At 54.9% G+C, this 25,013-nt stretch carries 22 protein-coding genes; 5 read left to right on the plus strand and 17 right to left on the minus strand.

Annotation, left to right across the window (positions count from 1 at the left end):
• Positions 1 to 358 precede the first annotated feature (358 nt).
• Genes bioD through bioB form a run of 4 tightly spaced genes read right to left on the minus strand, consistent with a single transcriptional unit; the run spans position 359 to position 3,965 of the window.
• Positions 359 to 1,039, minus strand: a complete 681-nt coding sequence (gene bioD / locus IB214_RS16920; RefSeq protein ID WP_117341665.1) for a dethiobiotin synthase — start codon at positions 1,037 to 1,039, stop codon at positions 359 to 361.
• Complete coding sequence (bioC, locus tag IB214_RS16925; protein WP_117341664.1) at positions 1,032 to 1,787, minus strand: malonyl-ACP O-methyltransferase BioC; 756 nt, start codon at positions 1,785 to 1,787, stop codon at positions 1,032 to 1,034. The genes bioD and bioC overlap by 8 nt, the downstream gene beginning before the upstream one ends.
• Positions 1,774 to 2,928: an 8-amino-7-oxononanoate synthase gene (gene bioF / locus IB214_RS16930; protein ID WP_117341663.1), complete on the minus strand. Its 1,155-nt coding sequence runs from the start codon at positions 2,926 to 2,928 to the stop codon at positions 1,774 to 1,776. The genes bioC and bioF overlap by 14 nt, the downstream gene beginning before the upstream one ends.
• Positions 2,925 to 3,965 carry a biotin synthase BioB gene (bioB, locus tag IB214_RS16935; protein WP_096757785.1) on the minus strand — a complete coding sequence of 347 codons (1,041 nt, stop codon included), beginning with the start codon at positions 3,963 to 3,965 and terminating at the stop codon, positions 2,925 to 2,927. The genes bioF and bioB overlap by 4 nt, the downstream gene beginning before the upstream one ends.
• A 76-nt stretch (positions 3,966 to 4,041) precedes the next feature.
• Between bioB and bioA the strand changes: the two genes are divergently transcribed.
• Both bioA and IB214_RS16945 read left to right on the plus strand, forming a co-directional pair.
• Positions 4,042 to 5,331 carry an adenosylmethionine--8-amino-7-oxononanoate transaminase gene (gene bioA / locus IB214_RS16940; RefSeq protein WP_115259009.1) on the plus strand — a complete coding sequence of 430 codons (1,290 nt, stop codon included), beginning with the start codon at positions 4,042 to 4,044 and terminating at the stop codon, positions 5,329 to 5,331.
• Positions 5,332 to 5,388: 57 nt separating this feature from the next.
• Positions 5,389 to 5,865, plus strand: a complete 477-nt coding sequence (locus tag IB214_RS16945; protein WP_115259010.1) for a kinase inhibitor — start codon at positions 5,389 to 5,391, stop codon at positions 5,863 to 5,865.
• Between the two features lie 92 nt (positions 5,866 to 5,957).
• Here the strand turns inward: IB214_RS16945 and hutH are convergent, their stop codons facing one another.
• From hutH to hutI, 5 genes are all read right to left on the minus strand, one after another.
• The gene (gene hutH / locus IB214_RS16950) at positions 5,958 to 7,478 is read right to left on the minus strand and encodes a histidine ammonia-lyase (RefSeq protein ID WP_117341662.1); all 1,521 of its coding nucleotides are present in this window, start codon (positions 7,476 to 7,478) and stop codon (positions 5,958 to 5,960) included.
• Between the two features lies 1 nt (position 7,479).
• Positions 7,480 to 9,165, minus strand: coding sequence for a urocanate hydratase (hutU, locus tag IB214_RS16955; protein ID WP_096757789.1), 1,686 nt, complete (start codon positions 9,163 to 9,165; stop codon positions 7,480 to 7,482).
• Between the two features lie 211 nt (positions 9,166 to 9,376).
• Complete coding sequence (locus IB214_RS16960; protein WP_096757790.1) at positions 9,377 to 10,102, minus strand: histidine utilization repressor; 726 nt, start codon at positions 10,100 to 10,102, stop codon at positions 9,377 to 9,379.
• A 65-nt stretch (positions 10,103 to 10,167) separates the two neighbouring features.
• Positions 10,168 to 11,109: a formimidoylglutamase gene (gene hutG, locus IB214_RS16965; protein WP_115259012.1), complete on the minus strand. Its 942-nt coding sequence runs from the start codon at positions 11,107 to 11,109 to the stop codon at positions 10,168 to 10,170.
• Positions 11,106 to 12,329: an imidazolonepropionase gene (hutI, locus tag IB214_RS16970; protein ID WP_117341661.1), complete on the minus strand. Its 1,224-nt coding sequence runs from the start codon at positions 12,327 to 12,329 to the stop codon at positions 11,106 to 11,108. The genes hutG and hutI overlap by 4 nt, the downstream gene beginning before the upstream one ends.
• 223 nt (positions 12,330 to 12,552) lie before the next feature.
• Here hutI and IB214_RS16975 point away from each other — a divergent pair, with 223 nt between their 5' ends.
• Complete coding sequence (locus IB214_RS16975) at positions 12,553 to 13,836, plus strand: putative acyl-CoA thioester hydrolase (protein WP_115259975.1); 1,284 nt, start codon at positions 12,553 to 12,555, stop codon at positions 13,834 to 13,836.
• Between the two features lie 93 nt (positions 13,837 to 13,929).
• On the opposite strand, the gene IB214_RS16980 is transcribed toward IB214_RS16975, so the two are convergent.
• The 3 genes from IB214_RS16980 to IB214_RS16990 form a co-directional block, all read right to left on the minus strand.
• Positions 13,930 to 16,194 carry a hydratase gene (locus IB214_RS16980; protein WP_117341660.1) on the minus strand — a complete coding sequence of 755 codons (2,265 nt, stop codon included), beginning with the start codon at positions 16,192 to 16,194 and terminating at the stop codon, positions 13,930 to 13,932.
• Positions 16,195 to 16,285: 91 nt separating this feature from the next.
• Positions 16,286 to 17,719: an anion permease gene (locus tag IB214_RS16985; RefSeq protein WP_117341659.1), complete on the minus strand. Its 1,434-nt coding sequence runs from the start codon at positions 17,717 to 17,719 to the stop codon at positions 16,286 to 16,288.
• A gap of 80 nt (positions 17,720 to 17,799) precedes the next feature.
• Positions 17,800 to 18,855: a 4-oxalomesaconate tautomerase gene (locus tag IB214_RS16990; RefSeq protein ID WP_117341658.1), complete on the minus strand. Its 1,056-nt coding sequence runs from the start codon at positions 18,853 to 18,855 to the stop codon at positions 17,800 to 17,802.
• A 179-nt stretch (positions 18,856 to 19,034) separates the two neighbouring features.
• On the opposite strand from IB214_RS16990, the gene IB214_RS16995 reads away from it, so the two are divergent.
• A complete protein-coding gene (locus tag IB214_RS16995) occupies positions 19,035 to 19,979 on the plus strand; it encodes a LysR family transcriptional regulator (protein WP_115259017.1) in 945 nt (314 codons plus the stop codon).
• A gap of 65 nt (positions 19,980 to 20,044) precedes the next feature.
• Here the strand turns inward: IB214_RS16995 and pgl are convergent, their stop codons facing one another.
• On the minus strand, positions 20,045 to 21,040 hold the full coding sequence (gene pgl / locus IB214_RS17000) for a 6-phosphogluconolactonase (RefSeq protein ID WP_115259018.1): 996 nt from the start codon (positions 21,038 to 21,040) through the stop codon (positions 20,045 to 20,047).
• A gap of 166 nt (positions 21,041 to 21,206) precedes the next feature.
• On the opposite strand from pgl, the gene IB214_RS17005 reads away from it, so the two are divergent.
• Positions 21,207 to 22,025: a pyridoxal phosphatase gene (locus IB214_RS17005; RefSeq protein ID WP_117341657.1), complete on the plus strand. Its 819-nt coding sequence runs from the start codon at positions 21,207 to 21,209 to the stop codon at positions 22,023 to 22,025.
• Here IB214_RS17005 and modC read toward each other — a convergent pair whose 3' ends face one another.
• The 4 genes from modC to IB214_RS17025 form a co-directional block, all read right to left on the minus strand.
• On the minus strand, positions 22,026 to 23,084 hold the full coding sequence (modC, locus tag IB214_RS17010; RefSeq protein WP_117341656.1) for a molybdenum ABC transporter ATP-binding protein ModC: 1,059 nt from the start codon (positions 23,082 to 23,084) through the stop codon (positions 22,026 to 22,028).
• Between the two features lie 2 nt (positions 23,085 to 23,086).
• The gene (gene modB / locus IB214_RS17015; protein WP_117341655.1) at positions 23,087 to 23,776 is read right to left on the minus strand and encodes a molybdate ABC transporter permease subunit; all 690 of its coding nucleotides are present in this window, start codon (positions 23,774 to 23,776) and stop codon (positions 23,087 to 23,089) included.
• Positions 23,776 to 24,549: a molybdate ABC transporter substrate-binding protein gene (gene modA, locus IB214_RS17020; protein WP_117341654.1), complete on the minus strand. Its 774-nt coding sequence runs from the start codon at positions 24,547 to 24,549 to the stop codon at positions 23,776 to 23,778. The genes modB and modA overlap by 1 nt, the downstream gene beginning before the upstream one ends.
• 199 nt (positions 24,550 to 24,748) lie before the next feature.
• Entirely contained in the window at positions 24,749 to 24,898 is a 150-nt protein-coding gene (locus tag IB214_RS17025) for an AcrZ family multidrug efflux pump-associated protein (protein ID WP_085047482.1), read from the minus strand.
• Between the last annotated feature and the right edge of the window lie 115 nt (positions 24,899 to 25,013).

Below are 25,013 nucleotides of genomic sequence, written 5' to 3' on the forward strand. Positions count from 1 at the left end.
TGCTTTTATCTAACAATCTGTATTTGAATAACTATTTCCTCAAGCCGTCTTTCGCAGCAATTTAGTCGCAGGCCGCGTCTTCTCTCGCTTACATAGTGTTTTCTAACTCTAATGCACAAGGTTATCCACAGGAATAGTGGATAACTGTCTCCAGCCCGTGCTGACTGCCGCCTGGCAGAAACGTATCGATGTCCTTTTTTGGTCGAATAAAAAAAAATTATCGCTAAATTTTGATATTTATCAGCTAACGAAGCGGGCTGGAGCAGTCGAGATCCTGCTCGCATTTTCATCATTTTTTTGCCTGCCCAGGGCGTTAACACGGGCAGGCCACAGCAGCCTATCCGCACCAGAATGGCGCCTAAGGCAGCGTGCTCAGATCGATATAGCGTCCGGTCTCTGCCCGCTCCGGCGTCGCTGACAGCCACGGGATCTCGCCCAGCAGCGGTGCCGCAAGTGTGCGCCTCAGCGTCGCCATGTATTCAGCGTGACGCTTCCCTGGCGGGGTTACGTCATTGGCAACCCAGCCGACCAGCGTCAGCCCGGCCTGGCGTATCGCCTGCGCGGTCAGGAGGGCATGATTGATACAGCCGAGCTTCACGCCCACCACCAGAATCACCGGCAATTGTTCCGTTTGCACCCAGTCGGCAAAGCTCAGCGTCGGCGAAAGCGGGGTCAACCATCCCCCGGCCCCTTCTACCAGCACCCAATCGGCCTGTTTCTCCAGGACGCGTAAACCGGCAGACATCACCGGGGCCTGAATCGGTCGCCCTTCATCGGCGCTGATAATATGCGGTGACGTGGGTTCGGCGAAGGTATACGGATTGATGGCCGCATAGTCCACTGCCAACGTACTGTTCCGCTGCAACGCCAGGGCATCGCTGTTACGCAGGCCGTCTGCCGTCATTTCACTGCCCGAGGCGACCGGCTTGTAGCCCACGGTCCGGTAGCCCAACTGTCCTGCCGCCTGTAACAATGCACAGCTGGCGATGGTTTTACCGACCTCGGTGTCCGTCCCGGTGACAAAATACGTTTTAGTCACGTTGAATCACTCCCCAAAAAAGATGGTACGTCAGCGGGTATTTCCCCTGCTGCTGGGGCCAGGCTAACTGTAACTGTTGCAGCTGTGAGCGGGTCAGCACGCGCTGTTCGCGACCTTCATGCAAATGCGTCGCGCCAATGCCTTTGAGCGAACGCATGGCGCTCAGCGCATCGTCAAACCACAGCGTGACGGCCTGCATCTGATACTCAACCTCCCAGCCGTGCAGCGCGTTTTCCAGCTGTTCGACGGGTAAAAAACGGTTGGCGTGCGCCCGGTTATCCACCGCCTGCCACGCCTGACGCAGTTCCGGCATCGAGCCATGCGCCAGGGTGCTGAAGGCCACCGTCCCGCCGGGGCGCACGACCCGGTAGAGTTCGCCTAATGCGTGGCGTAAATCGCCGCACCATTGCACGGCCAGATTGCTCCAGGCCAGGTCAAACGTCGCGGTATCTTGCGGAATGGCCTCAATATCAGCCAGCAGATAATGGTGCGCCGCATCGTGCCGCAGGGCTTGCGCTAGCATAGGCGCAGACAAATCCAGGGCGCTGACCTCGCTCCCCTGCTCTCGCCAGTAGCGACTCATACGACCTGGCCCGCAGCCGGCATCCAGCACGCGGGCATACTGCCGCCCCGCCAGCCGCGCCAGTAACGCATCGGCGCTTTGGCGCTGTAATTCAGCGTGTTGTTCGTAGTGGGAGGCAGCGCGTCCGAACGCGGCGGCAATGGCCTGCTTATCAACCTGCGTCATGCAGCACCTCCAGCAAGCGGTCGATATCCTGAGCTTCATGCGCCTGAGTCAGCGTCAGTCGCAGTCTGGCAGTACCAACCGGCACGGTAGGTGGCCGGATTGCCGTCACCCAGCAACCCCGATCGCGTAACGTCTGCGCCAGCTGCAACGCTTTTTGGTTATCGCCGACGATCAGTGGCTGAATGGCGCTGTCTGACTGTGCCAGCAGCAAATCAGGGTTCGTCATACCGGCACGAAAACGCTGGATAAGCATCGCCAGCTTTTCCCGGCGCTCGTCGCCTTCAGGGCTGCGGATCACCGCCAGCGCGGCGCGCAACGCCTGAGCCTGCGCCGGGGGCATACTGGTGCTGTAAATCAGATGGCGAGCAAACTGCAGCAGATAATCGGCCACGCTGTCAGAGCAGAGAATGGCCGCCCCGCTGACGCCAAAGCCTTTGCCGAAGGTCACCACCAGCAGCTCGGGCTTGACCTGCTGCTGCCAGCACGAGCCGCGTCCTTCCTCACCGGTGACGCCAATACCGTGGGCATCATCCACCAGCAGCCACGCCTCCTGGCGCTGCGCCTCGGCGTGGATTTGCGCCAGCGGCGCGCTGTCGCCGTCCATGCTGAATACACCTTCGGTGACCACCAGCTGTTGCCCCGGACAGGGAGCCGCCAGCAGACGAGCTAAATGCTGAGTGTCGTTATGGGTAAAGCGGCGCAGCATGGCCGGGCTCAGACTGGCGGCCTCCAGCAGCGAAGCGTGGCTGAGTCGGTCTGCAACAATGCGATCCTGTTTACCCATCAGCGCGGCAATCACCGCCTGATTGGCGGCAAACCCGGAGGTAAACAGCAGCGCGCGTGAATAGCCCAGCCATTGTGCCAGTTCGTCTTCCAGCGCCTGATGCGCTATGGAATAACCGCTGACATGCCCTGAGCCGCCGCTGCCGACGCCAAATCGGTCGGCCCCTTGCTGCCACGCACAGACGATCTGCGGATGGTGGCTTAGCCCAAGGTAATCGTTACTGGAAAAATTCAGATATTGACGACCATCTGCCTGCAACCAACGCCCGGCGCCCTGCATCACCGCATGACGACGGCGCAGAGCATCGGCAGAACGACGCGCCGCCAGCGCATCGTCAATTTTTTGCTGCCAGGTCATACAGTTGCCGCGTTGTAGTAATCGTCAGTGTCTGGAGTGCGCAGGGCCTGTTCCAGACGCTGCTGCTGTTCGTTATCGCCCGCCAGCACCGCCGTTTGCTGGGGATTCAGGCCCAGCTTGCGGAACAGCAGCAGGTCTTTATCTTCGTTCGGGTTCGGCGTGGTCAGCAGTTTACAGCCGTAGAAAATCGAGTTAGCCCCGGCCATAAAGCACATGGCCTGGGTCTGTTCGTTCATTTGTTCGCGTCCTGCAGACAGACGGACATACGAGGTCGGCATCATGATGCGCGCCACGGCGATGGTGCGGATAAAATCAAACGCATCCACATCGTCATTATCCGCCAGCGGCGTGCCCTTCACCTTCACCAGCATATTGATGGGGACGCTTTCCGGCGGAGTGGGCAGGTTTGCCAGCTGCAGCAGCAACCCGGCGCGGTCAGTGACCGTTTCGCCTAAGCCGACAATGCCGCCAGAGCAGACTTTAATCCCGGCTTCACGCACTTTATCCAGCGTATCCAGGCGTTCCTGATACGAACGGGTAGTGATGATATTGCCGTAAAACTCCGGCGAGGTGTCGAGGTTGTGGTTGTAGTAGTCGAGACCCGCGCTGGCCAGACGCTGCGCCTGCGTTTCGTCCAGCGTACCCAACGTCATACAGGCTTCCAGCCCCAGTTCTTTCACGCCCTGCACCATTTGTTCCAGGTAAGGCATATCGCGCTCGTGTGGATTCTTCCACGCCGCGCCCATGCAGAAACGCGTTGAACCGGCTTGTTTGGCCTTACGCGCAGAGTCCAGTACCTGCTCAACTTCCATTAAACGCTCGGTTTCCAGACCGGTTTTATAGCGGGAACTTTGTGGGCAATATTTGCAGTCTTCCGGACAAGCGCCGGTTTTTATCGACAACAACGTACTGACCTGTACCTGCTGCGGGTCAAAGTGCTGACGGTGGATCTGTTGCGCTTCAAACAGCAGATCCAGCAGTGGTTTTTCAAATAATTCGGTAACTTGCGACATTGTCCAGCGAGAAGAATGAGCCATATTGGTGTTCGTTTCATTTTGAGTTTCGTGTAGACTCGTAAACCTAAATCTTTTTAATTTGGTTTACAAGTCGATTATGACAACGGACGATCTTGCCTTTGACCAACGCCATATCTGGCACCCTTACACCTCGATGACCTCCCCACTGCCGGTGTATCCGGTAGCGCGCGCTGAAGGTTGTGAACTGATTTTAGCCAGCGGCGAGAGACTGATTGACGGGATGTCGTCCTGGTGGGCGGCGATCCACGGTTACAATCACCCGCAGCTGAACGCCGCGATGAAAACGCAAATCGACGCCATGTCACACGTGATGTTTGGCGGCATTACCCATGCCCCGGCCATTGCACTGTGCCGCCAGCTGGTTGCCATGACGCCAGAACCACTGGAATGCGTTTTCCTCGCGGACTCAGGCTCCGTTGCCGTGGAAGTAGCGATGAAAATGGCGCTGCAGTACTGGCAGGCAAAAGGCGAATCTCGCCAGCGTTTCCTGACGTTCCGTAACGGGTACCACGGTGACACCTTCGGGGCGATGTCGGTCTGCGATCCTGACAACTCAATGCACAGTCTGTGGAAAGGGTATCTGCCGGAAAACCTGTTCGCCCCAGCCCCGCAAAGCCGGATGGGCGGCGAGTGGGATGAGCTGGATATGGTGCCCTTTGCCCGTCTGATGGCGGCCCATCGCCACGAGATTGCGGCAGTGATCCTGGAGCCTGTCGTTCAGGGTGCAGGCGGCATGCGCATGTACCATCCCGAGTGGTTAAAGCGCATCCGTAAGATGTGCGATCGCGAAGGTATTCTGCTGATTGCCGACGAAATCGCCACCGGCTTTGGCCGCACCGGTAAGCTATTTGCCTGTGAACACGCCGACATTACACCGGATATTTTATGTCTCGGCAAAGCGTTAACCGGCGGGACAATGACCCTTTCTGCCACCCTGACCACTCGCCAGGTGGCGGAAACCATCAGTAACGGCGAAGCGGGCTGCTTTATGCACGGTCCGACGTTTATGGGCAATCCGCTGGCCTGCGCCGTCGCCTCCGCCAGTTTGTCTCTGCTGGAGTCGGGCGAGTGGCGCTCACAGGTGGCTGCAATCGAAGCGCAACTGCGCCGTGAACTGGCACCGGCGGCGGATTCGGCGTATGTCGCCGACGTGCGCGTTCTCGGTGCCATCGGCGTGATAGAAACCACCCACCCGGTGAAGATGGCGGCGTTGCAGAAGTTCTTTGTCGATCAGGGCGTATGGGTCAGACCGTTTGGCAAGCTTATCTACCTGATGCCACCGTATATTATCCAGCCCGAGCAACTGCGTCGTCTGACCCAGGCGGTGAACGACGCCGTGCACAATGCAACATTTTTTAGCGATTAATCGGCGGTAAACTGTGCGTTTTCTGGCTACACTTTTTGGCTAACGAGAGGAGTCGGCATGAAACTTATCAGTAACGATCTGCGCGACGGGGACAAACTCCCGCATCGCCACGTTTTAAACGGCATGGGGTATGACGGGGACAATATTTCCCCGCATCTGGCGTGGGACGATGTGCCCGCCGGGACCAAAAGTTTTGTCGTGACCTGTTACGATCCTGATGCACCAACCGGCTCCGGCTGGTGGCACTGGGTGGTGGTTAACCTGCCTGCAGATACCCGGGTTCTGCCGCAAGGGTACGGCTCCGGATTGGTTGCGTTGCCGGAAGGCGTGCTGCAAACGCGCACGGACTTTGGTAAAGCTGGCTACGGCGGCGCGGCACCGCCAAAAGGGGAAACGCATCGCTATATCTTTACGGTTCACGCGCTGGATGTGGAGCGTCTTGATGTCGATGAGGGCGCCAGCGGCGCGATGGTCGGATTTAACGTCCATTTCCATTCGCTCGCCAGCGCGTCAATTACCGCGATGTTCAGTTAAGCGTAGTGCCGGATGTCGGCTTCGCCTCATCCGGCCTACCAGGCAGACCGTAGGCCTGATAAGACGCATCAGCGTCGCCATCAGGCAATTTGCTACAGAAATTCAGGCAACAATTTCAACAGCGTTCCTTGCGCTAACAGCTCGGTCGCACACTCGATATCCGGAGCGAAAAAACGGTCCTGGGTATAATGTGAAACCTGTTCGCGCAAGGCCTGACGCGCCTGTTCCAGCAGCGGGCTTGAGGTCAGTCCTTCACGTAAATCGATCCCCTGACAGGCCGCCAGCCACTCCACGGCTATCACACCGCGCGTATTTGCCGCCATCTCCCACAGTCGGCGACCAGCCGCAGGTGCCATGGAAACATGATCTTCCTGGTTGGCCGACGTGGGCAGGCTGTCTACGCTGTGCGGGTGTGCCAGCGCTTTGTTTTCACTGGCCAGCGCGGCGGCAGTGACCTGCGCAATCATAAAGCCAGAGTTAACCCCACCATTTTTGACCAGGAATGGCGGCAACTGCGACATGTGTTTATCCATCATCAGCGCAATACGCCGCTCTGATAGCGCACCAATTTCCGCGATCGCCAGCGCCAGATTATCCGCCGCCATCGCCACCGGCTCGGCATGGAAGTTACCGCCGGAAATCACATCCCCTTCTTCGGCAAACACCAGCGGGTTGTCCGACACAGCGTTGGCTTCAACTAACAGTACGTCCATCACCTGGCGCATTTGCGTCAGGCACGCGCCCATCACCTGCGGCTGACAGCGCAGGGAATACGGATCCTGCACTTTTTCACAGTTATGATGGGATTGCGACAGCGCACTGGCGTCGGTCAGCACATGACGATACAACATAGCGGCGTCAATCTGCCCACGCTGTCCACGCGCGGCATGAATGCGAGGGTCAAACGGACGACGTGAGCCCAGCACCGCTTCGGTCGTCAGCGCGCCGCACACCGTCGCGGAGGCAAACAGCTCCTGGGCTTCAATCAACCCACGCAGGGCAAAGGCGGTGGACGCCTGAGTCCCGTTCAGCAGCGCCAGCCCCTCTTTTGCCTCCAGCGTAATCGGCTCCAGTCCGGCTTTTTTCAGTGCCTGCGTCGCCGGGAGCCATTCCCCCTGCCAGCGTGCTTTCCCCTCACCTAGCAAAGTCAGCGACATGTGCGCCAGCGGGGCCAGATCGCCCGATGCGCCGACAGAACCTTTCGCTGGGATCAGCGGGTAAACTTCGGCGTTCACCAGCGCAATTAACGCTTCAATCACGCTCAGGCGAATACCGGAGAAACCGCGCGCCAGGCTGTTGATTTTCAGCACCATGATCAGACGCACCATGGCATCATCCAGCGCGTTGCCAACGCCAGCAGCATGTGAAAGCACCAGTGAGCGCTGAAGATTTTGCAGATCTTCCGTGGCGATACGGGTCTGGGCCAGCAGGCCAAATCCCGTATTGATGCCGTAGGCCGTTCGCCCTTCGGCAACAATATTATTCACGCAGGCCACGCTGGCGTTGACGGCATCAACCGCGCTGGGGTCCAGACTCAATTGTACCGGCTGCTGCCAGATCTCCCGTAGCTGCGTAAAACTCAGATGACCTGGTGTTAACGTAAGCTTAGTCATTTCAGTCTTTCCCCTGCGTCCCGGCAATCATCGGTAAATTCAATCCTTGTTCAACGGCACATTCCACCGCGATGTCATACCCGGCGTCTGCGTGACGCATGACGCCCGTGGCCGGATCGTTATGCAGAACCCGGGCAATACGCGCGGCGGCTTCATCGGTGCCGTCACACACAATTACCATCCCCGCATGTTGCGAGAAGCCCATGCCGACCCCGCCGCCGTGGTGCAGCGACACCCAGGTTGCCCCGCTGGCGGTATTGAGCAGCGCGTTAAGCAAAGGCCAGTCGGACACGGCGTCAGAACCGTCGCGCATGGCTTCGGTTTCACGGTTTGGGCTGGCAACAGAGCCAGAGTCCAGATGGTCACGTCCAATGACGATAGGCGCGGAGACTTCACCGCTGCGCACCATTTCGTTAAACGCTAGCCCCAGTTTTTGCCGCCACTCCAGACCCACCCAGCAGATACGAGCTGGCAAGCCCTGGAAGTTAATCCGCTCACGTGCCATATCCAGCCAGTGGTGCAGGTGTTTATCGTCGGCAACAATTTCTTTTACTTTGGCATCGGTCTTATAAATATCCTGCGGATCGCCGGAAAGCGCCACCCAGCGGAAGGGACCAATGCCGCGACAGAACAGTGGACGAATATAGGCGGGTACAAAGCCAGGGAAATCAAAGGCATTTTCCACGCCCATCTCTTTGGCCATCTGGCGAATGTTATTACCGTAATCAAACGTCGGCACACCCATTTTGCTAAAGTCCAGCATTGCCTGTACGTGTGTGGCCATGGAACGTTTCGCCGCCTGCACCGTACCCTGCGGATCGGATACCGCTTTTGCCTGGTACTCTTCCCAGCTCCAGCCGGACGGCAGATAACCGTGTAGCGGGTCATGAGCGCTGGTCTGATCGGTGACCATATCCGGACGCACACCACGCTTCACCAGTTCCGGAACAACGTCGGCCGCGTTCGCGCACAGCGCAATAGAAACGGCTTTACCCTCACGGGTGTATTTGTCGATACGCGCCAGCGCGTCATCCAGCGTTGTGGCCTGCTCATCCACATAGCGGGTACGCAGACGGAAATCGATACGGCTTTGCTGACATTCAATGTTCAGCGAACACGCCCCCGCCAGCGTCGCGGCTAACGGCTGCGCCCCGCCCATACCGCCAAGACCAGCGGTCAGTACCCAGCGTCCACTCAGGCTACCCTGATAATGTTGACGTCCGGCTTCAACGAAGGTTTCATACGTCCCCTGCACAATGCCCTGACTGCCGATGTAAATCCAGCTCCCGGCGGTCATCTGGCCATACATCGCCAGTCCTTTCGCATCCAGTTCGTTGAAGTGTTCCCAGGTCGCCCAGTGCGGGACCAAGTTGGAGTTGGCAATCAGCACGCGCGGCGCATTGTCGTGGGTTTTGAAGACGCCGACCGGTTTACCCGACTGGACCAGCAGCGTTTCATCGGCCTCCAGTTTGGTCAGCGCCTTGACGATGGCGTCATAGCATTCCCAGTCACGCGCGGCGCGACCGATCCCGCCGTACACCACCAGCTCATGGGGATTTTCCGCCACATCAGGATCGAGATTGTTCATTAACATGCGCAGCGGCGCTTCGGTCAGCCAGCTTTTGGCCGTTAAGGTGGTGCCGCGTGGGGCACGAATATCCTGCTGACGATACTTGCTGTGAGACATGACGGAAACTCCTCAGACTGAATGTAGGCCGGATCAGGCGTATACGCCGCCATCCGGCACAGCGCCTGATGGCGACGCTAACGCGTCTAATCAGGCCTACGATGAACGGTCACATTAGTTAAAAGTATATACTTGTCTATACAATCAAACGCAAGATTATAGTTAACAAGTAATCTACATTTTCGTCATACTGCGGCAGCAATCACGATTTTCAGGACATGAAGCGCCCTTGCAGACGATAGCGGGAACCCGGAAAAAGCAAACGAGCATGAGAGACAATGGATGACGCGGACCAGGTCTTGCGACGGATCAGCAGGCAGGGATCATGTTCTTTAATGTTCAGCAGCGCGCACTCTTCCGCGCTGGCGCGAACCGCTTCGACAATATGCTCGCCTTCGGTCAACGGGGCGATCAGCGACAGATAGGCGTGCGGCGTGGTCTGACTGTAATCCTGTGTCAGGTACTCCGGCACAATCTCCGCATTGACGCAGCGATCTTCAATTTGTACAGGTAGGGAGTTTTCAAAGTGCACCATGATCGAGTGATAAATAAAGGTACCTTCTTTAACGTTCAGCGCCGTGGCCTGCTGCGCGTTCGCGCGTGTGCTTTCCAGCTTCAGCACCTCGCACCGATGCTGATGCTGGCGGGCGATAATTTCATCGGCAATGCTGCGAATTTCAAACAACGCGGACTGACCTTTCGGCTCGGCGACAAACGTACCGACGCCCTGCAAACGCACCAGCAGCCCCTCGTCAGTAAGCTCACGCAGCGCCCGATTAATAGTCATACGGCTAAAACCATACTGCGCGACCAACTCCGCTTCCGACGGGATGCGATCGTGAGGTTGCCAGATACCGCTGGCAATCTTTTCACTGATCTCCTGTTTTACCTTTTCGTAAAAAGGTGCCGGGGCAGAACGGGAGTGGGATGGGAGCATGCGTTAGCCTTCCTTACGCTGAAAAATGAGAGTGGAAAAATGGCGGCGTAACGCTATTCGACACGTCAGTGCCACCAGTGTGCGATTTGCCAGCCAAGACGCGCCGCAACGCGCGCCGCGTTGCCATCATCGTCAAAACGGGGATTAAATTCAACCATGTCTACCGCCTGCAGCTTACCGCAGCGGCACAGGGGCTCAATCAGCCTCAGCAGCGTCGACAACGGCACGCCCAGCGCGGCGGGTGCGGACACAGCGGGCATTTCCCAGACCGGTAGAACGTCGAGGTCGATGGTCAGATAGATGACGTCTACGCTGGAGATAAACTGCGCCATCTGTGCCTGCGCGTTTTGACAGTGCAGATCCTCCACCACTGTAACCCCAAGCCGCTGCGCTTCATCCCACAGCGCCTGGGTGTTAGCCGCCCGGTTAACACCAAAGCAGGCGTAATGAAATTCACGCTGCTGCACGTCGCAAAGCTGCGCCAACTGGCGAAACGGCGTTCCGGAGGTGGCCCGATCGGCATGGCGTAAGTCGAGGTGGGCATCGAGATTGACGATGCCCACGGTTAAGCGTGGGAACGCATCCAGCACACCTGCACCGTGGGCAAAGGCGGTTTCGTGCCCGCCCCCCAGCACGAAAGTGCGCATCTCAGCCTGCTGACAACGCTGTACCGCATGGCGTAACGCCTGCTGCGCCCCTTCGAGATCGGGGGCTTGCGCCACAATGTTGCCCAGATCCACCAGCCGGTCATGGCCTTGGTGGCTGGCTAAATTCGCCAGCGCTTTACGCAGTGCATCAGGTGCGCCAGCCGCCCCCGTGCGTCCCTGATTACGCTTTACGCCTTCATCGCAGGCGAATCCCAGCAGCGCTATCTGTTCACGATAGTTTTCCGGGCTAAACGCTGCACTGAGCGTGATGGTCTGAAACAGGCGCAGCGCGTTGGGTGACTCAGCGCGATCATCACGACCTTGCCAAAGCGCGGGAGATGCGGGATGCCAGTGACTCATGATGGTTGTCCTCGGAATACGCGTTGATACAGCGGGTTGCGGCCAGGTTCATACAGGATCTCAACCGGAAGGTGGGCGTCCCACACCACAAAGTCCGCCACGAACCCGGCCTTCAATTGCCCATGGGTCGCCTGACGACCAAGGGCTTGCGCCGCATGACGCGTGACGCCCGCCCACGCTTCTTCCGGCGTTAAGCCAAACTGCACGCAGGCCATGTTCATCGCCCAGTGCAAACTGATAAACGGACTGGTACCAGGGTTGAAATCCGTCGCCACCGCCATTGGCACGTTATATTGACGTAGCCACTCCACCGGCGGGCGCTGTTTCTCTTTAAGAAAATAAAAGGCACCGGGTAGCAGGACCCCTACCGTGCCGCTGTGGCTCATCGCCGCCACGCCCGCTTCATCAAGATATTCAATATGATCGGCCGATAATCCGTGATAGCGACTTACCAACTGCGCACCACCGAGCAACGACAGCTGTTCAACGTGGCCCTTAACCGGAATGCCCAACGCCTGAGCGGCCTGAAATACCCGTTCACTTTGCGCCAGGCTAAACCCAACGCTTTCACAAAACAGGTCGACAGTCTCAAACAGTCCCTGTTCCCACAGCTGCGGCAAAATGGTCTCGCACACCAGCGTAATATAGCCGTCAGGATCGTCACGGTATTCCGCCGGTGTCGCGTGCGCGGCCAGCAGCGTGGGGCTAATTTCAAGGGTATTTTCCGCCGCCAGCGCAGAGACCACGCGCAAAATTTTCTCTTCTGTCGCCAAATCCAGACCATAGCCTGATTTCACTTCCAGCAACGTGACGCCTTCTTTTATCAGCCGTTCCATGCGCGCGCGCGCCACGGCAAGGAGCTGATCGTCAGATGCGCGGCGGGTCGCCGACACGGTGGCGTTTATGCCCCCCCCCTGGGCGCTGATTTGCTGGTAAGACACACCATTCAGCCGCTGCTCCCACTCGCCTGCACGATTTCCGCCAAAAACCAGATGCGTGTGGCAATCAATCAAACCTGGCGTAACCAGCCGACCCTGCATATCAAAGGTATTGTCATGTGTGCGGTATAACGAGGATTCAGGCACGATAGCGCGAATCTTGCCCTGTCGAATAATCAGCGCGTGACCGTCCACCAGCCCATACGGGGTATTACGTTCAGGATCCATGGTCGCCAGGCGGACATTACGCCAGATGGCATCATCAGGGAAAAATTGCTGCATTCCACTCACCACTTGTCATAGGTTGTATAGACATTTATTGAGATCCTGCGGATGTTGTCAACCTGAAGGGCGATAATTGTTATTTAATTGTGACATCAGGACGTTCTGCATCCGACATTGCTGCTATAAAAAACAACTTTTTACCTTTTCGCCTTTCCGTTTCGCTCAACTTAGTATAAAAAAGCAGGCTTCAATGGATAAATTTCAAAGCCCGGAGCAACCTGTGAACATTTCATCAGTTTCCCGTCTGGCGCTGGTAATGGCTTTTGGCGTGACGCTGACCGCCTGTAGCGCAACCTCGCCCGATCAAATTCCTTCCGACCAGACCGCGCCAGGCACCTCCTCGCGCCCGATTCTGTCGGCAAATGAAGCCAGCAATTTTGTCGCGGCTCATTATTTTTCTGCACTGACGCCAAACACCGCGCCGTGGTCCCCTTCTGCGATTTCTCTGCCCGCACAGCCTGATTTTGTTGTCGGCCCGGCAGGGACTCAGGGCGTCACCCACACCACCATTCAGGCGGCGGTGGATGCAGCAATCATTAAACGCACCAACAAGCGTCAATATATTGCGATCATGCCGGGTGAATATCAGGGCACGGTTTATATCCCGGCAGCAACGGGCAGCCTTACGCTGTACGGCATGGGCGAAAAACCGCTTGATGTGAAAATTGGCCAGGCAATTGACGGAGAGATGAGCACCGCTGACTGGCGTCGTACGGTCAACCCAGGCGGCAAATATATGCCGGGTAAACCTGCGTGGTATATGTTTGATAATTGCCAGAGCAAGCGCGGTACCAACATTGGCGTACTGTGTTCTGCGGTCGTCTGGTCACAAAACAACGGTCTGCAGTTACAGAACCTGACCATCGAAAACAACCTCGGCGACAGCGTGGATGCAGGTAACCATCCGGCCGTTGCTCTGCGTACCGATGGCGATAAAGTACAGATCAACAACGTCAACATTCTGGGTCGTCAGAACACCTTCTTCGTAACCAACAGCGGTGTACAAAACCGTCTGGAAAACGATCGTCAACCGCGTACGCTGGTGACAAACAGCTACATTGAAGGCGATGTGGATATTGTTTCTGGTCGCGGCGCGGTGGTATTCGAAAACACCGATTTCCGCGTCGTCAATTCTCGCACCCAGCAGGAAGCCTACGTGTTCGCACCTGCCACGCTGTCGAATATTTATTACGGTTTCCTTGCCGTCAACAGCCGCTTTACGGCTGCCGGTGATGGCGTGGCGCAGTTAGGCCGCTCACTGGATGTCGATGCTAACACCAACGGTCAGGTGGTGATCCGCGACAGCGTGATCAACGAAGGCTTTAACATGGCGAAGCCATGGGGTGACAGCGTAATCGGTAAGCATCCGTTTACCGGCAACACCGGTGCGGAAGACGACAAAGGTGAAATCCAGCGTAACCTGAACGACACCAACTTTAACCGCATGTGGGAATACAACAACCGCGGTGTGGGTAGCAAAGTGGTTGCCGAGCCGAAGCAGTAAACGTCATTCTCTTATGTAGGCCCGGTAAGCGCATGCGCCACCGGGCAATGTGCCGGATGGCGACGAAAACCGCCATCCGGCCTACAGTAAGCCTTACATCAAACGCGCTTTATTCGCGTTAATCAAACTTCCTGCCTTGATGATTTCACGCTCTTCCGCCGTCAGACTTTCCATATACAGGCTAATTTCACTGACCGACCCATTCTCATACAGTACGTATGCGGTAATCTCGCGACTGCATGCGTCCAGCGCGCGGCGAATACCGGGAATGTAAATATAATCACCCACCTCGAAAGACGGCTTCCCGCTCATTTGCAGCGGCAGCATCCCCCAGTTGATGACGTTGGAACGGTAACGCTTGGTGGCATATTCCTCGGTGATATTCGCCAGCCCACCAATCACGCGCTGGCAGCTTGCCGCCTGCTCACGCGCGGAACCATCTCCCGGTTTGACGGCATAAATCATGCTGCCAATCCCCGTTTCCAGTGGCACAACATCTTCCTGACCGGCAATCTGACGAATACGGTCGAAGATGGGTGACAATGCGCTGTTCACACCACCAGCCCGTCGCTGTTTTTCCAGCTCAGCAGTAGCTTTACTCCTCCCCACATAACCGGGATCCCGCCGTGAAAGCGTAAATTCCGCCAATCCTAAAGGATTTGAGCGATAGGACGACGTCTCCCCGGATGGGATCAGCTCGTCGGTCGTCGTCACTTCATCAAGAATTTTCGAGGCGACCTTCAACAAAATATTGTCAGTCAGTGCGCCAAGCTCCGGCCAGTCTTTAATGTTGGGACCATAGATTAACGCCTGCTGCGTGGCACCTTTCACAAAGCCCTGATACACACGACTTTTATAAGGCGCAGGGTCAAATGCATAGGCCGGAATTTCGTCCCAACAGTCCAGGTCGGTTGCCGGGGTCAGGAATCCGCCGTTTGCCGCTGTTGCGGCGATGGAACGCGCGTCCATCAGCGCCACGGCTGACATTTGCCCGTTGCCCGGCTTCGAGCCTTCGCGGTTAGGGAAATTACGTGTGGTATGGCGAATGCTCAGCCCGTTATTGACTGGTGTGTCACCCGCGCCGAAGCAAGGGCCACAGAACGCAGTTCGGATAATGGCACCCGCGCCCATCAAATCCGCCACCACGCCTTTCTTCGCTAAGTCCATAAACACCGGCTGTGATGAGGGGTAGACCGCCAGCGAGAAGGTGTCGCTACCGCAGGATTGACCGCGTAGCGCACTGGCGGCGGCAATCACGTTTTCGTAGTTGCCGCCCGAGCACCCGGCAATGATCCCCTGCTGTACTTTTAAACGCCCATTCTCAACTTTGTCGAGCAGTGAGAGGCTGGCTTTCCCTTGCGCGATACGCGCAGATTCAATTTCGATCCCGCGAAGAATATCGGTGAGATTCTCATTGAGGGTGTCAATTTCATAGACGTTGCTGGGGTGGAAAGGCAGCGCGATCATTGGCTTGATGGCGCTCAGATCAACATAAATACAGCCATCGTAATACGCCATCGGCTGCGGGTTCAGCAGGCGATAGTCTTGCTCACGGCCATGTAGCGCCAGCCAACTGCGGGTTTCGTCATCCGTTTGCCAGACGGAGCTCAGACAGGTGGTTTCTGTCGTCATCACATCAACGCTGTTGCGAAAATCTGTGGAGAAAGACTTAATACCCGGACCGACAAACTCCATCACTTTATTTTTGACGTAGCCGTTTTTAAACACCGCGCCGATAATAGCTAGCGCGACATCCTGCGGCCCCACGCCAGGTGCCGGTTTTCCGGTCAGATAGACCGCAACAACGTCAGGATAATCAACATCCCAGGTATCGTTTAACAGTTGCTTGACCAGCTCGCCGCCACCTTCACCGACTGCCATTGTGCCCAGTGCGCCATAGCGCGTATGGCTGTCTGAGCCGAGGATCATTTTTCCGCCGCCGGCCATCATCTCACGCATATATTGATGGATCACCGCAATATGTGGAGGCACAAAAATGCCCCCATAGCGTTGCGCCGCGGACAGCCCGAACAGATGATCGTCACCGTTAATGGTCCCGCCTACCGCACATAATGCGTTATGGCAGTTGGTCAACACGTAAGGCAACGGGAAACGCTCCATGCCTGAAGCTTTCGCTGTCTGAATAATGCCGACAAAGGTAATATCGTGTGACGCTAATGAGTCAAACTTAATTTTAAGCTTGTTCATATCTCCCGACGTATTGTGTGCCGACAGAATCGACCAGGCGATAGTCCCTTTTTTCGCGTGATCTTTTTCGATATGCCCGGAACAATGTTCCTCGGTTAACAGTTCATTGTTTTCGGAGAGAAAGACGCCTTTCTCATATAATTTAATCATCACATACTCCATGGTACAACGCCCGCACAAATACCGTGCACAAAGGCATTGTTAATCAATAAATTTAATAGACTGAAGATTGACGTATTATTTACAACATATTCCAGTCAATCAACATGCTCCACCACCATACGCCCAGGGTGATATGCACAATAAAAGTTAAGAATGTCAGCATGCCGCCAACCAGCCACCACGATTTAATGTCGTTATAGCCCACACCGAAAATAACCGGACCCGCCGCGCCGCCATAATGGGTTACCATTCCGCCATATGAGTTAGAGAACAGTAATGCCAGAGCCGTTAACATCAGTGGTGCACCAGAGACATTCGCTAACATGGCAAAGACGGGCATCATCGCCACAATATAAGCGCTACCGGAAGCGAAGAAATAGCGGACAATAATACTCAGGAACAAAATAACGAAGAAGGCTACATTGCTATGATTGTCAAAAGAGAGGTTATTTTTGAACAGTTCAGCTAACCAGTCAAAAAACTTCACTTTCGATAATAAAGAACTCAGGCCAATAATTCCGCCGTACCAAATTAAGGTATTCCAGCCCCCTTTATTTTTTACCACATCATCCCAGGTCACTACGCCCAAGAGGAGCATCGCGCCCATCACTACAATGGCCACCGTTGATTCATCAACGCCGAGGCTTTTACTGAAGATCCACCCTAATAGTGCAAGAACAAAAATGCCCAACAGCATTTTTTCTCGCCCTTTCATCGGCCCCAGTTCCTGGAGCCCGGCTTTGGCGATGGTTTTGTTATCCACTTTGGTAATTTCAGGCGGATACATAAAGTAGATAACTAACGGAGTCAGGAGCAACATCACAATACCAGGTAAACTCGCCGCCAGCGCCCATCCGCCCCAACTTAACTGCAGGTGACAGATATCGTTAATCATTTTCAATGCCAGGATGTTGCCTGCCATGGCGGTAAAAAACATATAGCTGGTGGTTTTGGTGACCATATAGACCGTCATCATCAGGTAGTGGCCAACACGGCGTGGGCTTCTGTCTGGTTCAGACCCCAATGCCACCGCCACGCTATTGATGATTGGCAGCACAATCCCTCCCGCTCGCGCGGTGTTAGATGGTGTTGCTGGCGCCAAAACCAGGTCCAGAAAAACAGTGACGTAGCCTAGCCCCAGTGTGGTATTCCCGATTTTGCCGATCAAAATATAGGCAATGCGCTTGCCCAGACCGGTAGTCACAAACGCGGCACTTAGCGTAAATGCAGAGAAAACCAGCCACGTGGTGCCTGACGCATAACCGCTGAGAACGCTGCTGGTTTTTAGTACGCCGTGACCTAAATTACCGACCACGACCATTGATGCCGCGACGGCAATCAACAACACTACCGGCTCAGGAAAAGGTTTGATCACCAACCCGACAATAGCGGCAAGATAAATACCGAAAAGAACCCAGGCCAGTTCCGTTAATCCTGCTGGCGCAGGAATAATGCCAATAATACAGGGGATCGCCAATATAACGATTAGCTTCCATAATGATTTCACATTCATGTGGTATTCCTGATTTATACGTACAGGCAATCTCGCGAAATAAATCCAGTATCCGCGATGCATAACCGTTTTAATTAACGTTATGCGGGAAGGTAAACCTCACCAGAAAATATTTTCCGGGCGGTGCGAATCACCGAGGCACGAATAGCCGTAGCATCATCACTTTCATTACTCAAATAAATATCCAGTGAGCCACCGGGGTGTTCAATGCTGATATTTCCATACCCTACCCCCGGTGCTACCTGCTGAGTTACCGTCCCAGCAATCACGCAACTGCTGGCAATGGCAATAGCGCCAGTGATCGCCAGCGCTTTATGGCAAGCGTGAGGCATAAAATAGCGCACAGTAATTGCACCACTCTGCTGCGGCGCTGAAATAAGGATAGGTTTAGGAATGACCATATTGGAAACATCCCCTAACCCCATAGCCAGCCCTGCCTGACAGCGAATAGATTCCATGCGTGCTAATAATTCTGAGTCAGCATCCAGTTCTTCCGGTGATTCATAACCGGCTTTGCCCAGATATTCAGCGGGAATAATCACCACCGGTGTCGCCATATCCATACAGGTCACCGGAACGGCATCAAAACAATCACGATGGTTTCCCGTTGGGAAAATACGTCCTGTTTTAGACCCTGCGGCATTCAGGAACGTGAGTGCTACAGGCGCTGACGTACCCGGTACGCCGTCTATTTTGACCGGGCCTTCATACTCAACAACACCTTGCGGCGTCTGCACATCGGCTTCAATAAATGTATTGGTGTTTATATTGCGAATCCGTACGCGCGTCGTCGGCGCTGTGGCGGTAATCAGCCCATTTTCGATGGCGAATCCCCCGACGGCGGAAAGCATATTGCCGCAGTTTGGCGTGGTATCGACACGTTGTTCATGCACCAAAACCTGAGCAAATAAATAATCAATATCTGCCTGTGGGTCGGTTGAACGGCTGATAATCGCCACTTTACTGGTTAGCGGATTACCCCCACCAATACCGTCGATTTCCAGCGCATTCCCGGAACCCATAATTTTAATCAATACATCATCACGCTGCGTTTTCTCTTGTGGTAGATGTTCTGCTAATAAAAATGCGCCTCTGGAGGTTCCTCCACGCATCATAACGCAAGGTATTTTTTTCACGCCAATGTCCTCAACTATATTATTCATATTAAAGACAGGATTACATGCGTGAAATACGCTGGCTAATGACTTTGTTGTCGTGATTAGTGACTTTTTTTTATTAATTCAAGATTAACAATGGCAGGTAAACTGGTCGCTCTATCAGGACAGAACGTCCCTTAACCTTGTCTGGAGTCGGAATGAAACATGAATTATCGAGCATGAAAGCATTTGTCACGCTGGCAGAGTCCAATTCTTTTAACAATGCGGCTAAGTTACTTAATATTACGCAACCTGCATTAACACGTAGAATAAAGAAAATGGAAGAGTATTTACACACTCAACTATTTGAGAGAACAACCCGCAAAGTCACATTAACAAAAGCAGGCCAGTTGTTATTACCAGAGGCCCGTGAATTAATTAGAACCCTAGATGAAACAATCTTTAATATCAGCAAAATGAATACACACTATCACGGGATGGTGACGTTATCCTGTATCCCTACCGCCGTTTTCTATTTTTTACCGTTGGCGATCGGCAAATTTAATGAGCTATATCCCAATATTAAGGTGCGAATTATTGAACAAGGTACGAATAATTGTATGGAATCCGTACTTTGCAACGAGGCTGATTTTGGCATAAACATGAACAACATCACAAATTCTTCCATTGAATTCACCCCGCTGGTTAACGAACCCTTTGTTCTGGCATGTCGGCGCGATCATCCACTCGCCCATAAACAGCTGGTCGAATGGCAAGAACTGGTGAATTGCAAATTAATAGGCGTGCGTTCGTCGAGCGGTAACCGATTGCTGATTGAGCAACACCTGGCAGATAAACCGTGGAAGCTGGATTGGTTTTACGAGGTTCGCCATTTATCCACCTCGCTTGGCCTGGTGGAGGCTGGGCTGGGGGTTTCCGCGTTGCCAGGGTTGGCCATGCCGCACACGTCGCATCCAACGCTGATCGGCATCCCGCTGGTTGAGCCGGTGATTAGGCGCACGTTAGGCGTTATTCGGCGTAAAGATGCGGTGCTCTCTCCTCCCGCTGAACGCTTTTTTTCTCTGCTGTTAAATCTGTGGGCCGAAGAGAAGGACAACTTGTGGCGACCAATTTCCGATCTCCAGGGGAAACAGAGTGCCTGATGGCGGCTAATGCCTTATCAGGCCTACGAAGCGTGTGCTTATCGTAGGCCATTTGGCATAAAGTCTTAGTATGCGTTGATCACGACCCACATCGGGCCTTGTCCAACCGCATAGCGACCTTTCTCGGTCAGCAGTCCCTGCTCACCCGCAATGTCATACACCGCAATGTGGTGCGATTTCTGCCCGGCGGCAATCAGGTATTTTCCGCGGCTGTCGATATTAAAACCACGCGGCTGGGTTTCGGTAGGCTGGAAGCCCTCTTTGGTCAGCACACTGCCATCTTCTGACACGCTAAACACCGTAATCAGGCTGGCGGTACGGTCACAGGCATACAGATGACGACCATCAGGCGTGATATGAATATCTGCCGCCCAGCGGGTGTCGGAGAAATCAGCTGGCATCATATCCAGCGTTTGTACGCACTCAATTTTGCCGTGCGGATCGTTCAGTTCCCAGACATCAACCGAACTGTTCAGCTCATTGACGCAATAGGCGTACTGATGATTCGGATGGAACGCCATATGACGCGGTCCCGCGCCCTCTACGGTCGTCACCTCCGCCGGATCCTGTGCGATCAGCTTGCCATCATCACTGAGGCCAAATAGACAGATACGATCCTGCTTCAGTGCGGGAACCCACAGCGTGCGGTTATCCGGAGAGATATTGGCCGAGTGGCACCCGTCCATACCTTCTACTACGTCCACCAGCTCAACCGGTAGGCCATCCTCCAGACGCGTCACGCTCACGCTGCCTGCGTTGTACGATCCGACAAACACAAAACGACCTTGATGATCGGTCGAAATATGCGTCGGGCTGCCCGGCAGCGCAGATTCTGCGGCAAAGGTCAGCGCACCGTCATCCGGCGCAATACGGTAGGCCAGCACGCGAAACTCAGGACGCACGCCAACATACAGATAGCGCTTATCCGGGCTGACGACCATCGGCTGCACCTGACCCGGTACATCAACCACCTGCGTCAGCGTCAGTGAACCGTCGTGGTTCAGGCTCCAGACGTGGATCTGCTGACTTTCAGGGCTGGCGGTATAAACGGTTTGCTTCATGAATGCTCCTTTTACTTTTTGGCAAGTGGCTGCAATTGCCTGACACACGCCTAAGGTAGACGCTTTTAACGGTGAATGCTTAATTAAGACTCAGAATTTTGTCCGGTTGCCGACTCGGTGTACCATGCCCAAAGACACAATTCTCAACCTTAATCTGGAATAACTGATGACCACTCGCGTGATTGCCCTGGATTTAGACGGTACGTTGCTGACCCCGAAAAAAACCTTACTGCCCTCTTCTCTCGAAGCGCTCTCGCGCGCCAGGGAAGCCGGCTACCAACTTATTATTGTCACAGGTCGCCATCACGTTGCTATTCATCCTTTTTATCAGGCACTGGCGCTGGATACACCTGCAATTTGCTGTAATGGCACTTACTTGTATGATTATCAGGCAAAAAAGGTTCTGCAATCCGATCCCCTTCCCGTTGATCAGGCGCTGCAACTGATCGATCTGCTGGAGGCACATCAGATCCACGGTCTGATGTATGTAGACGACGCCATGCTGTATGAGCGCCCGACCGGGCATGTGGTACGTACCGCAAACTGGGCGCAAACCCTGCCGCCGGAGCAGCGTCCCACCTTTACCCAGGTCCCCTCACTGGCGCAGGCCGCACAGGACGTTAACGCTGTCTGGAAATTTGCCCTGACCGACGAAGATATTCCTAAGCTGCAGCATTTTGGCAAGCACGTTGAGCAACAACTGGGGCTGGAGTGCGAATGGTCATGGCACGATCAGGTCGACGTGGCCCGCAAAGGCAACAGCAAAGGAAAACGCCTGACCCAGTGGATTGAAGCACAGGGGGGGTCAATGGAGAATGTCATCGCCTTTGGCGACAACTTTAACGATATCAGTATGCTGGAAGCCGCAGGCACCGGCGTGGCGATGGGTAATGCAGATGACGCGGTCAAGGCCCGCGCCAATATCGTGATTGGTGACAACACCACCGACAGCATCGCCAAATTTATTTATTCTCACCTGCTGTAATCAGGCGGTTATCGACACGCTCTTAATTTGCGCGTACAGCCACAGGCCAGGTTTGATGCCCAGTTCATCCCTGGCCCACGGGCTGATCCTCGCCCACAGCGTTTTACCGCCGACCTCAAGCTGCACTTCCACCTGCCCGTTGTCGTCATAGCACTGCGCGACCTTGGCGCGCAACACGTTGCGAATACTGGTCTGCTGCGGCGGTTGTAATACCAGTGATACATCCGAGGCCTGAATACGAATACGCAGCGCGGTTTGCAGCGGCTGCTCCAGTTTATTAACCCACAGATGCTGGTCGCCCAGCGCCAGCGCGGTCATTGAATAATGCGGATGATGTTCCAGCACGCTGACTTTGAGGATGCTGCTTTGCTGTTCTTTCGGTAGCCAGGGGTGCATCACGCTGCTGCCCCAGACATCCTCCAGCGAGCCAAACGCTTTTACCTGGCCGTTCTCCAGCACCATCACTTTATCGGCCAAATGTAAAATCTCATCCAGCGAATGGCTGACATACAGCATCGGGATGTTGATTTCGCGCGCCAGGCGTTGCAGGTAGGGTAGCAGTTCACGCTTACGCGGAATATCCAGTGACGCCAGCGGCTCGTCAAGCAGCAGCAACTCAGGCGCGGTCAGCAGCGCCCGACCAATGGCCACGCGCTGTTTTTCACCGCCGGAAAGGCTACCAGGCAGGCGCTCAAGTAGCGGTTCAATCCCTAACAACGTCACCAGCTTATCAAACTGCCCGGCCATGCTTTTCGCCATGCCGTAGCGCAGGTTACCGCGCACTTTATAATGCGGGAACAGGCGCGCATCCTGAAAAACGTAGCCGACCCGGCGTTTTTCAGGGGTTAAACAGATGCCATTTTCTACATCGTTCAACACCCGACCATTGAGCACAATGCGCCCGGACTGCGGCTTCGTCAGGCCGCTAATGGCGTTAATCAGCGAGGTTTTTCCCGCCCCGGACACGCCAAAAATCGCGGTAATGCCAGTGGCGGGTAACGTTTCGTTGAGCGTCAGACAGTGCGTGCCTAACGTCTGGGTGAAATTCAGTTCCAGCATGATTATCGCCCCGTCCGTTCGCGGCTGATGCGTGCCAGCCACTCAGAAATCAGTAGCGAAATTAACGCCAGCACAATAGAAATCATGCAAAGTCTCGCCGCCGCGCTTTCACCGCCAGGAGTCTGGATCAGGGTGTACATCGCCGAAGGGATAGTGCGGGTTTCGCCAGGAATATTGGAAACAAAGGTGATCGTCGCGCCGAACTCGCCGAGCGAGCGGGCAAATGCCAGCACCGTGCCGACAATAATGCCCGGTAGCATCAGCGGCAAGGTGATGGTCAGGAATACGCGCCAGCGACCGGCCCCCAGCGTACGGGCGGCCTGTTCCAGCTTGACGTCCACGCCTTCAAGCGCCAGACGGATGGCCCGCACCATCAGCGGGAAAGACATCACCGCCGCCGCCAGCACCGCGCCGCGCCAGCTGAAGGCAAACGTAATACCAAACCAGTCGTACAGCCGCTCGCCGATAAATCCGCGTCGCCCCATGGCCACTAACAGCAGATAACCGACCACCACCGGTGGCAGTACCAGTGGCAAGTGCAGCACGCTGTCGAGCAGAGCTTTACCTGGAAACGTGCAGCGCACCAGCAGCCAGGCAAAGAAGATCCCAAACGGCAGGCTGAACAGCACGGCCAGGGAAGAAACTTTCAGGCTCAGTATAACGGCCTGCCATTCAGGATCGCTGAGTATCATTACTTGGTCGTAAATCCATAACGTTTAAAGATATCAGCAGCCTGCGGTCCTTTCAGGTAATCATAGAACGCGCTGACCGTGGCGTTAGAATGCCCATCAACAATCGCGATAGGGTATTCGACTTTTTTGTGTGAATCTTCCGGGAACGTGGCGACTACTTTGACGCCTTTGCTGGCGACGGCATCGGAACCGTAAACAATCCCCAGCGGCGCTTCGTTACGTTCGACCAGCGCCAGTGCGCCGCGTACGTCTTCAGCTGGGGCCAGTTTCGGCGCCAGAGTATCCCATGCGCCCAGTTTTTGCAGCGCTTCTTTGGCATAAATGCCCGCCGGAACATGTTCCGGGTCACCGACCGCCAGACGCCCGCCGTTCAACAGGTTGGTCCAATTGGTTTTACTGTCGATGGTAAACGCTTTCTGCTCGCTCGCTTTTGGCGCCACGACCACCAGGCTGTTACCGAGCAGCGTTTTACGTGATGCGGTGTCGATAGACTTTTTGTCTACCGCATAATCCATCCATTTCTGGTCGGCAGAAATAAACAGATCGGCGGGAGCACCGGCTTCAATTTGGCGCGCCAGCGTAGAAGACGAGGCAAAAGAGGAGACGACGTCCACGTTCTTCTCTTTTTTATACTGGGCTGCAATGTCCTGCATCGCATTTGTCAGCGACGCCGCGGCGAACACCGTAATTTTGCCTTCATCCGCCAATGCATGCCCGGCAACAGAAAGAGAGAGTGTTGCCCCTGCAAACAAGCGTAACCATGTACGTGCCATCTGTAACTCCTTTGCGTTTCGTTATGTACGCAGCAATATAACGATTAATTCAGGATTTTCCCAGTGGTTATTCGTACCCATCAAAGGTTATATAAAGAAATTATCGGCAGGAAAAGCAGGATCTTGAGAAACTACAGGCACCGAAAACGAGCTGGAAGGCGAAAAAGATAAACGCCCGACTGAGCGGGCGTTTGGGGAATCAATGGTTCTGTTTGGACTGATCTTTCTGACCGATACCGGAGAAAATGTTGAACACTTCACCCAGTCCGTAAATCAGCCCCAGAATGATGGCCATCACCACAGGAACCATGATTACGGCGAATACCAGACTTTTCAATAACTCTAACATGATCAACTCCAGATATAGTCCTTAGCTGTATTTTAACCCCATAACGCAGAATTGCACTCCCCTTTTGTGCGGTCGACTTTGCGCGCGCCCGGTTTTCCGTCACAATATCCCTTTT

Origin of the sequence: Citrobacter sp. C1 (assembly GCF_014596895.2) — a bacterium.
Lineage (GTDB): Bacteria > Pseudomonadota > Gammaproteobacteria > Enterobacterales > Enterobacteriaceae > Citrobacter > Citrobacter gillenii.

Bases quoted from the DNA above. Each gene is read 5' to 3' on its own strand.
- bioC (WP_117341664.1), bottom strand. From the start codon at position 1,787: ATGACGCAGGTTGATAAGCAGGCCATTGCCGCCGCGTTCGGACGCGCT.
- bioF (WP_117341663.1), bottom strand. From the start codon at position 2,928: ATGACCTGGCAGCAAAAAATTGACGATGCGCTGGCGGCGCGTCGTTCT.
- bioB (WP_096757785.1), bottom strand. From the start codon at position 3,965: ATGGCTCATTCTTCTCGCTGGACAATGTCGCAAGTTACCGAATTATTT.
- bioA (WP_115259009.1), top strand. From the start codon at position 4,042: ATGACAACGGACGATCTTGCCTTTGACCAACGCCATATCTGGCACCCT.
- IB214_RS16945 (WP_115259010.1), top strand. From the start codon at position 5,389: ATGAAACTTATCAGTAACGATCTGCGCGACGGGGACAAACTCCCGCAT.
- hutH (WP_117341662.1), bottom strand. From the start codon at position 7,478: ATGACTAAGCTTACGTTAACACCAGGTCATCTGAGTTTTACGCAGCTA.
- hutU (WP_096757789.1), bottom strand. From the start codon at position 9,165: ATGTCTCACAGCAAGTATCGTCAGCAGGATATTCGTGCCCCACGCGGC.
- IB214_RS16960 (WP_096757790.1), bottom strand. From the start codon at position 10,102: ATGCTCCCATCCCACTCCCGTTCTGCCCCGGCACCTTTTTACGAAAAG.
- hutG (WP_115259012.1), bottom strand. From the start codon at position 11,109: ATGAGTCACTGGCATCCCGCATCTCCCGCGCTTTGGCAAGGTCGTGAT.
- hutI (WP_117341661.1), bottom strand. From the start codon at position 12,329: ATGCAGCAATTTTTCCCTGATGATGCCATCTGGCGTAATGTCCGCCTG.
- IB214_RS16980 (WP_117341660.1), bottom strand. From the start codon at position 16,194: ATGATTAAATTATATGAGAAAGGCGTCTTTCTCTCCGAAAACAATGAA.
- IB214_RS16985 (WP_117341659.1), bottom strand. From the start codon at position 17,719: ATGAATGTGAAATCATTATGGAAGCTAATCGTTATATTGGCGATCCCC.
- IB214_RS16995 (WP_115259017.1), top strand. From the start codon at position 19,035: ATGAAACATGAATTATCGAGCATGAAAGCATTTGTCACGCTGGCAGAG.
- pgl (WP_115259018.1), bottom strand. From the start codon at position 21,040: ATGAAGCAAACCGTTTATACCGCCAGCCCTGAAAGTCAGCAGATCCAC.
- IB214_RS17005 (WP_117341657.1), top strand. From the start codon at position 21,207: ATGACCACTCGCGTGATTGCCCTGGATTTAGACGGTACGTTGCTGACC.
- modC (WP_117341656.1), bottom strand. From the start codon at position 23,084: ATGCTGGAACTGAATTTCACCCAGACGTTAGGCACGCACTGTCTGACG.
- modB (WP_117341655.1), bottom strand. From the start codon at position 23,776: ATGATACTCAGCGATCCTGAATGGCAGGCCGTTATACTGAGCCTGAAA.
- modA (WP_117341654.1), bottom strand. From the start codon at position 24,549: ATGGCACGTACATGGTTACGCTTGTTTGCAGGGGCAACACTCTCTCTT.
- IB214_RS17025 (WP_085047482.1), bottom strand. From the start codon at position 24,898: ATGTTAGAGTTATTGAAAAGTCTGGTATTCGCCGTAATCATGGTTCCT.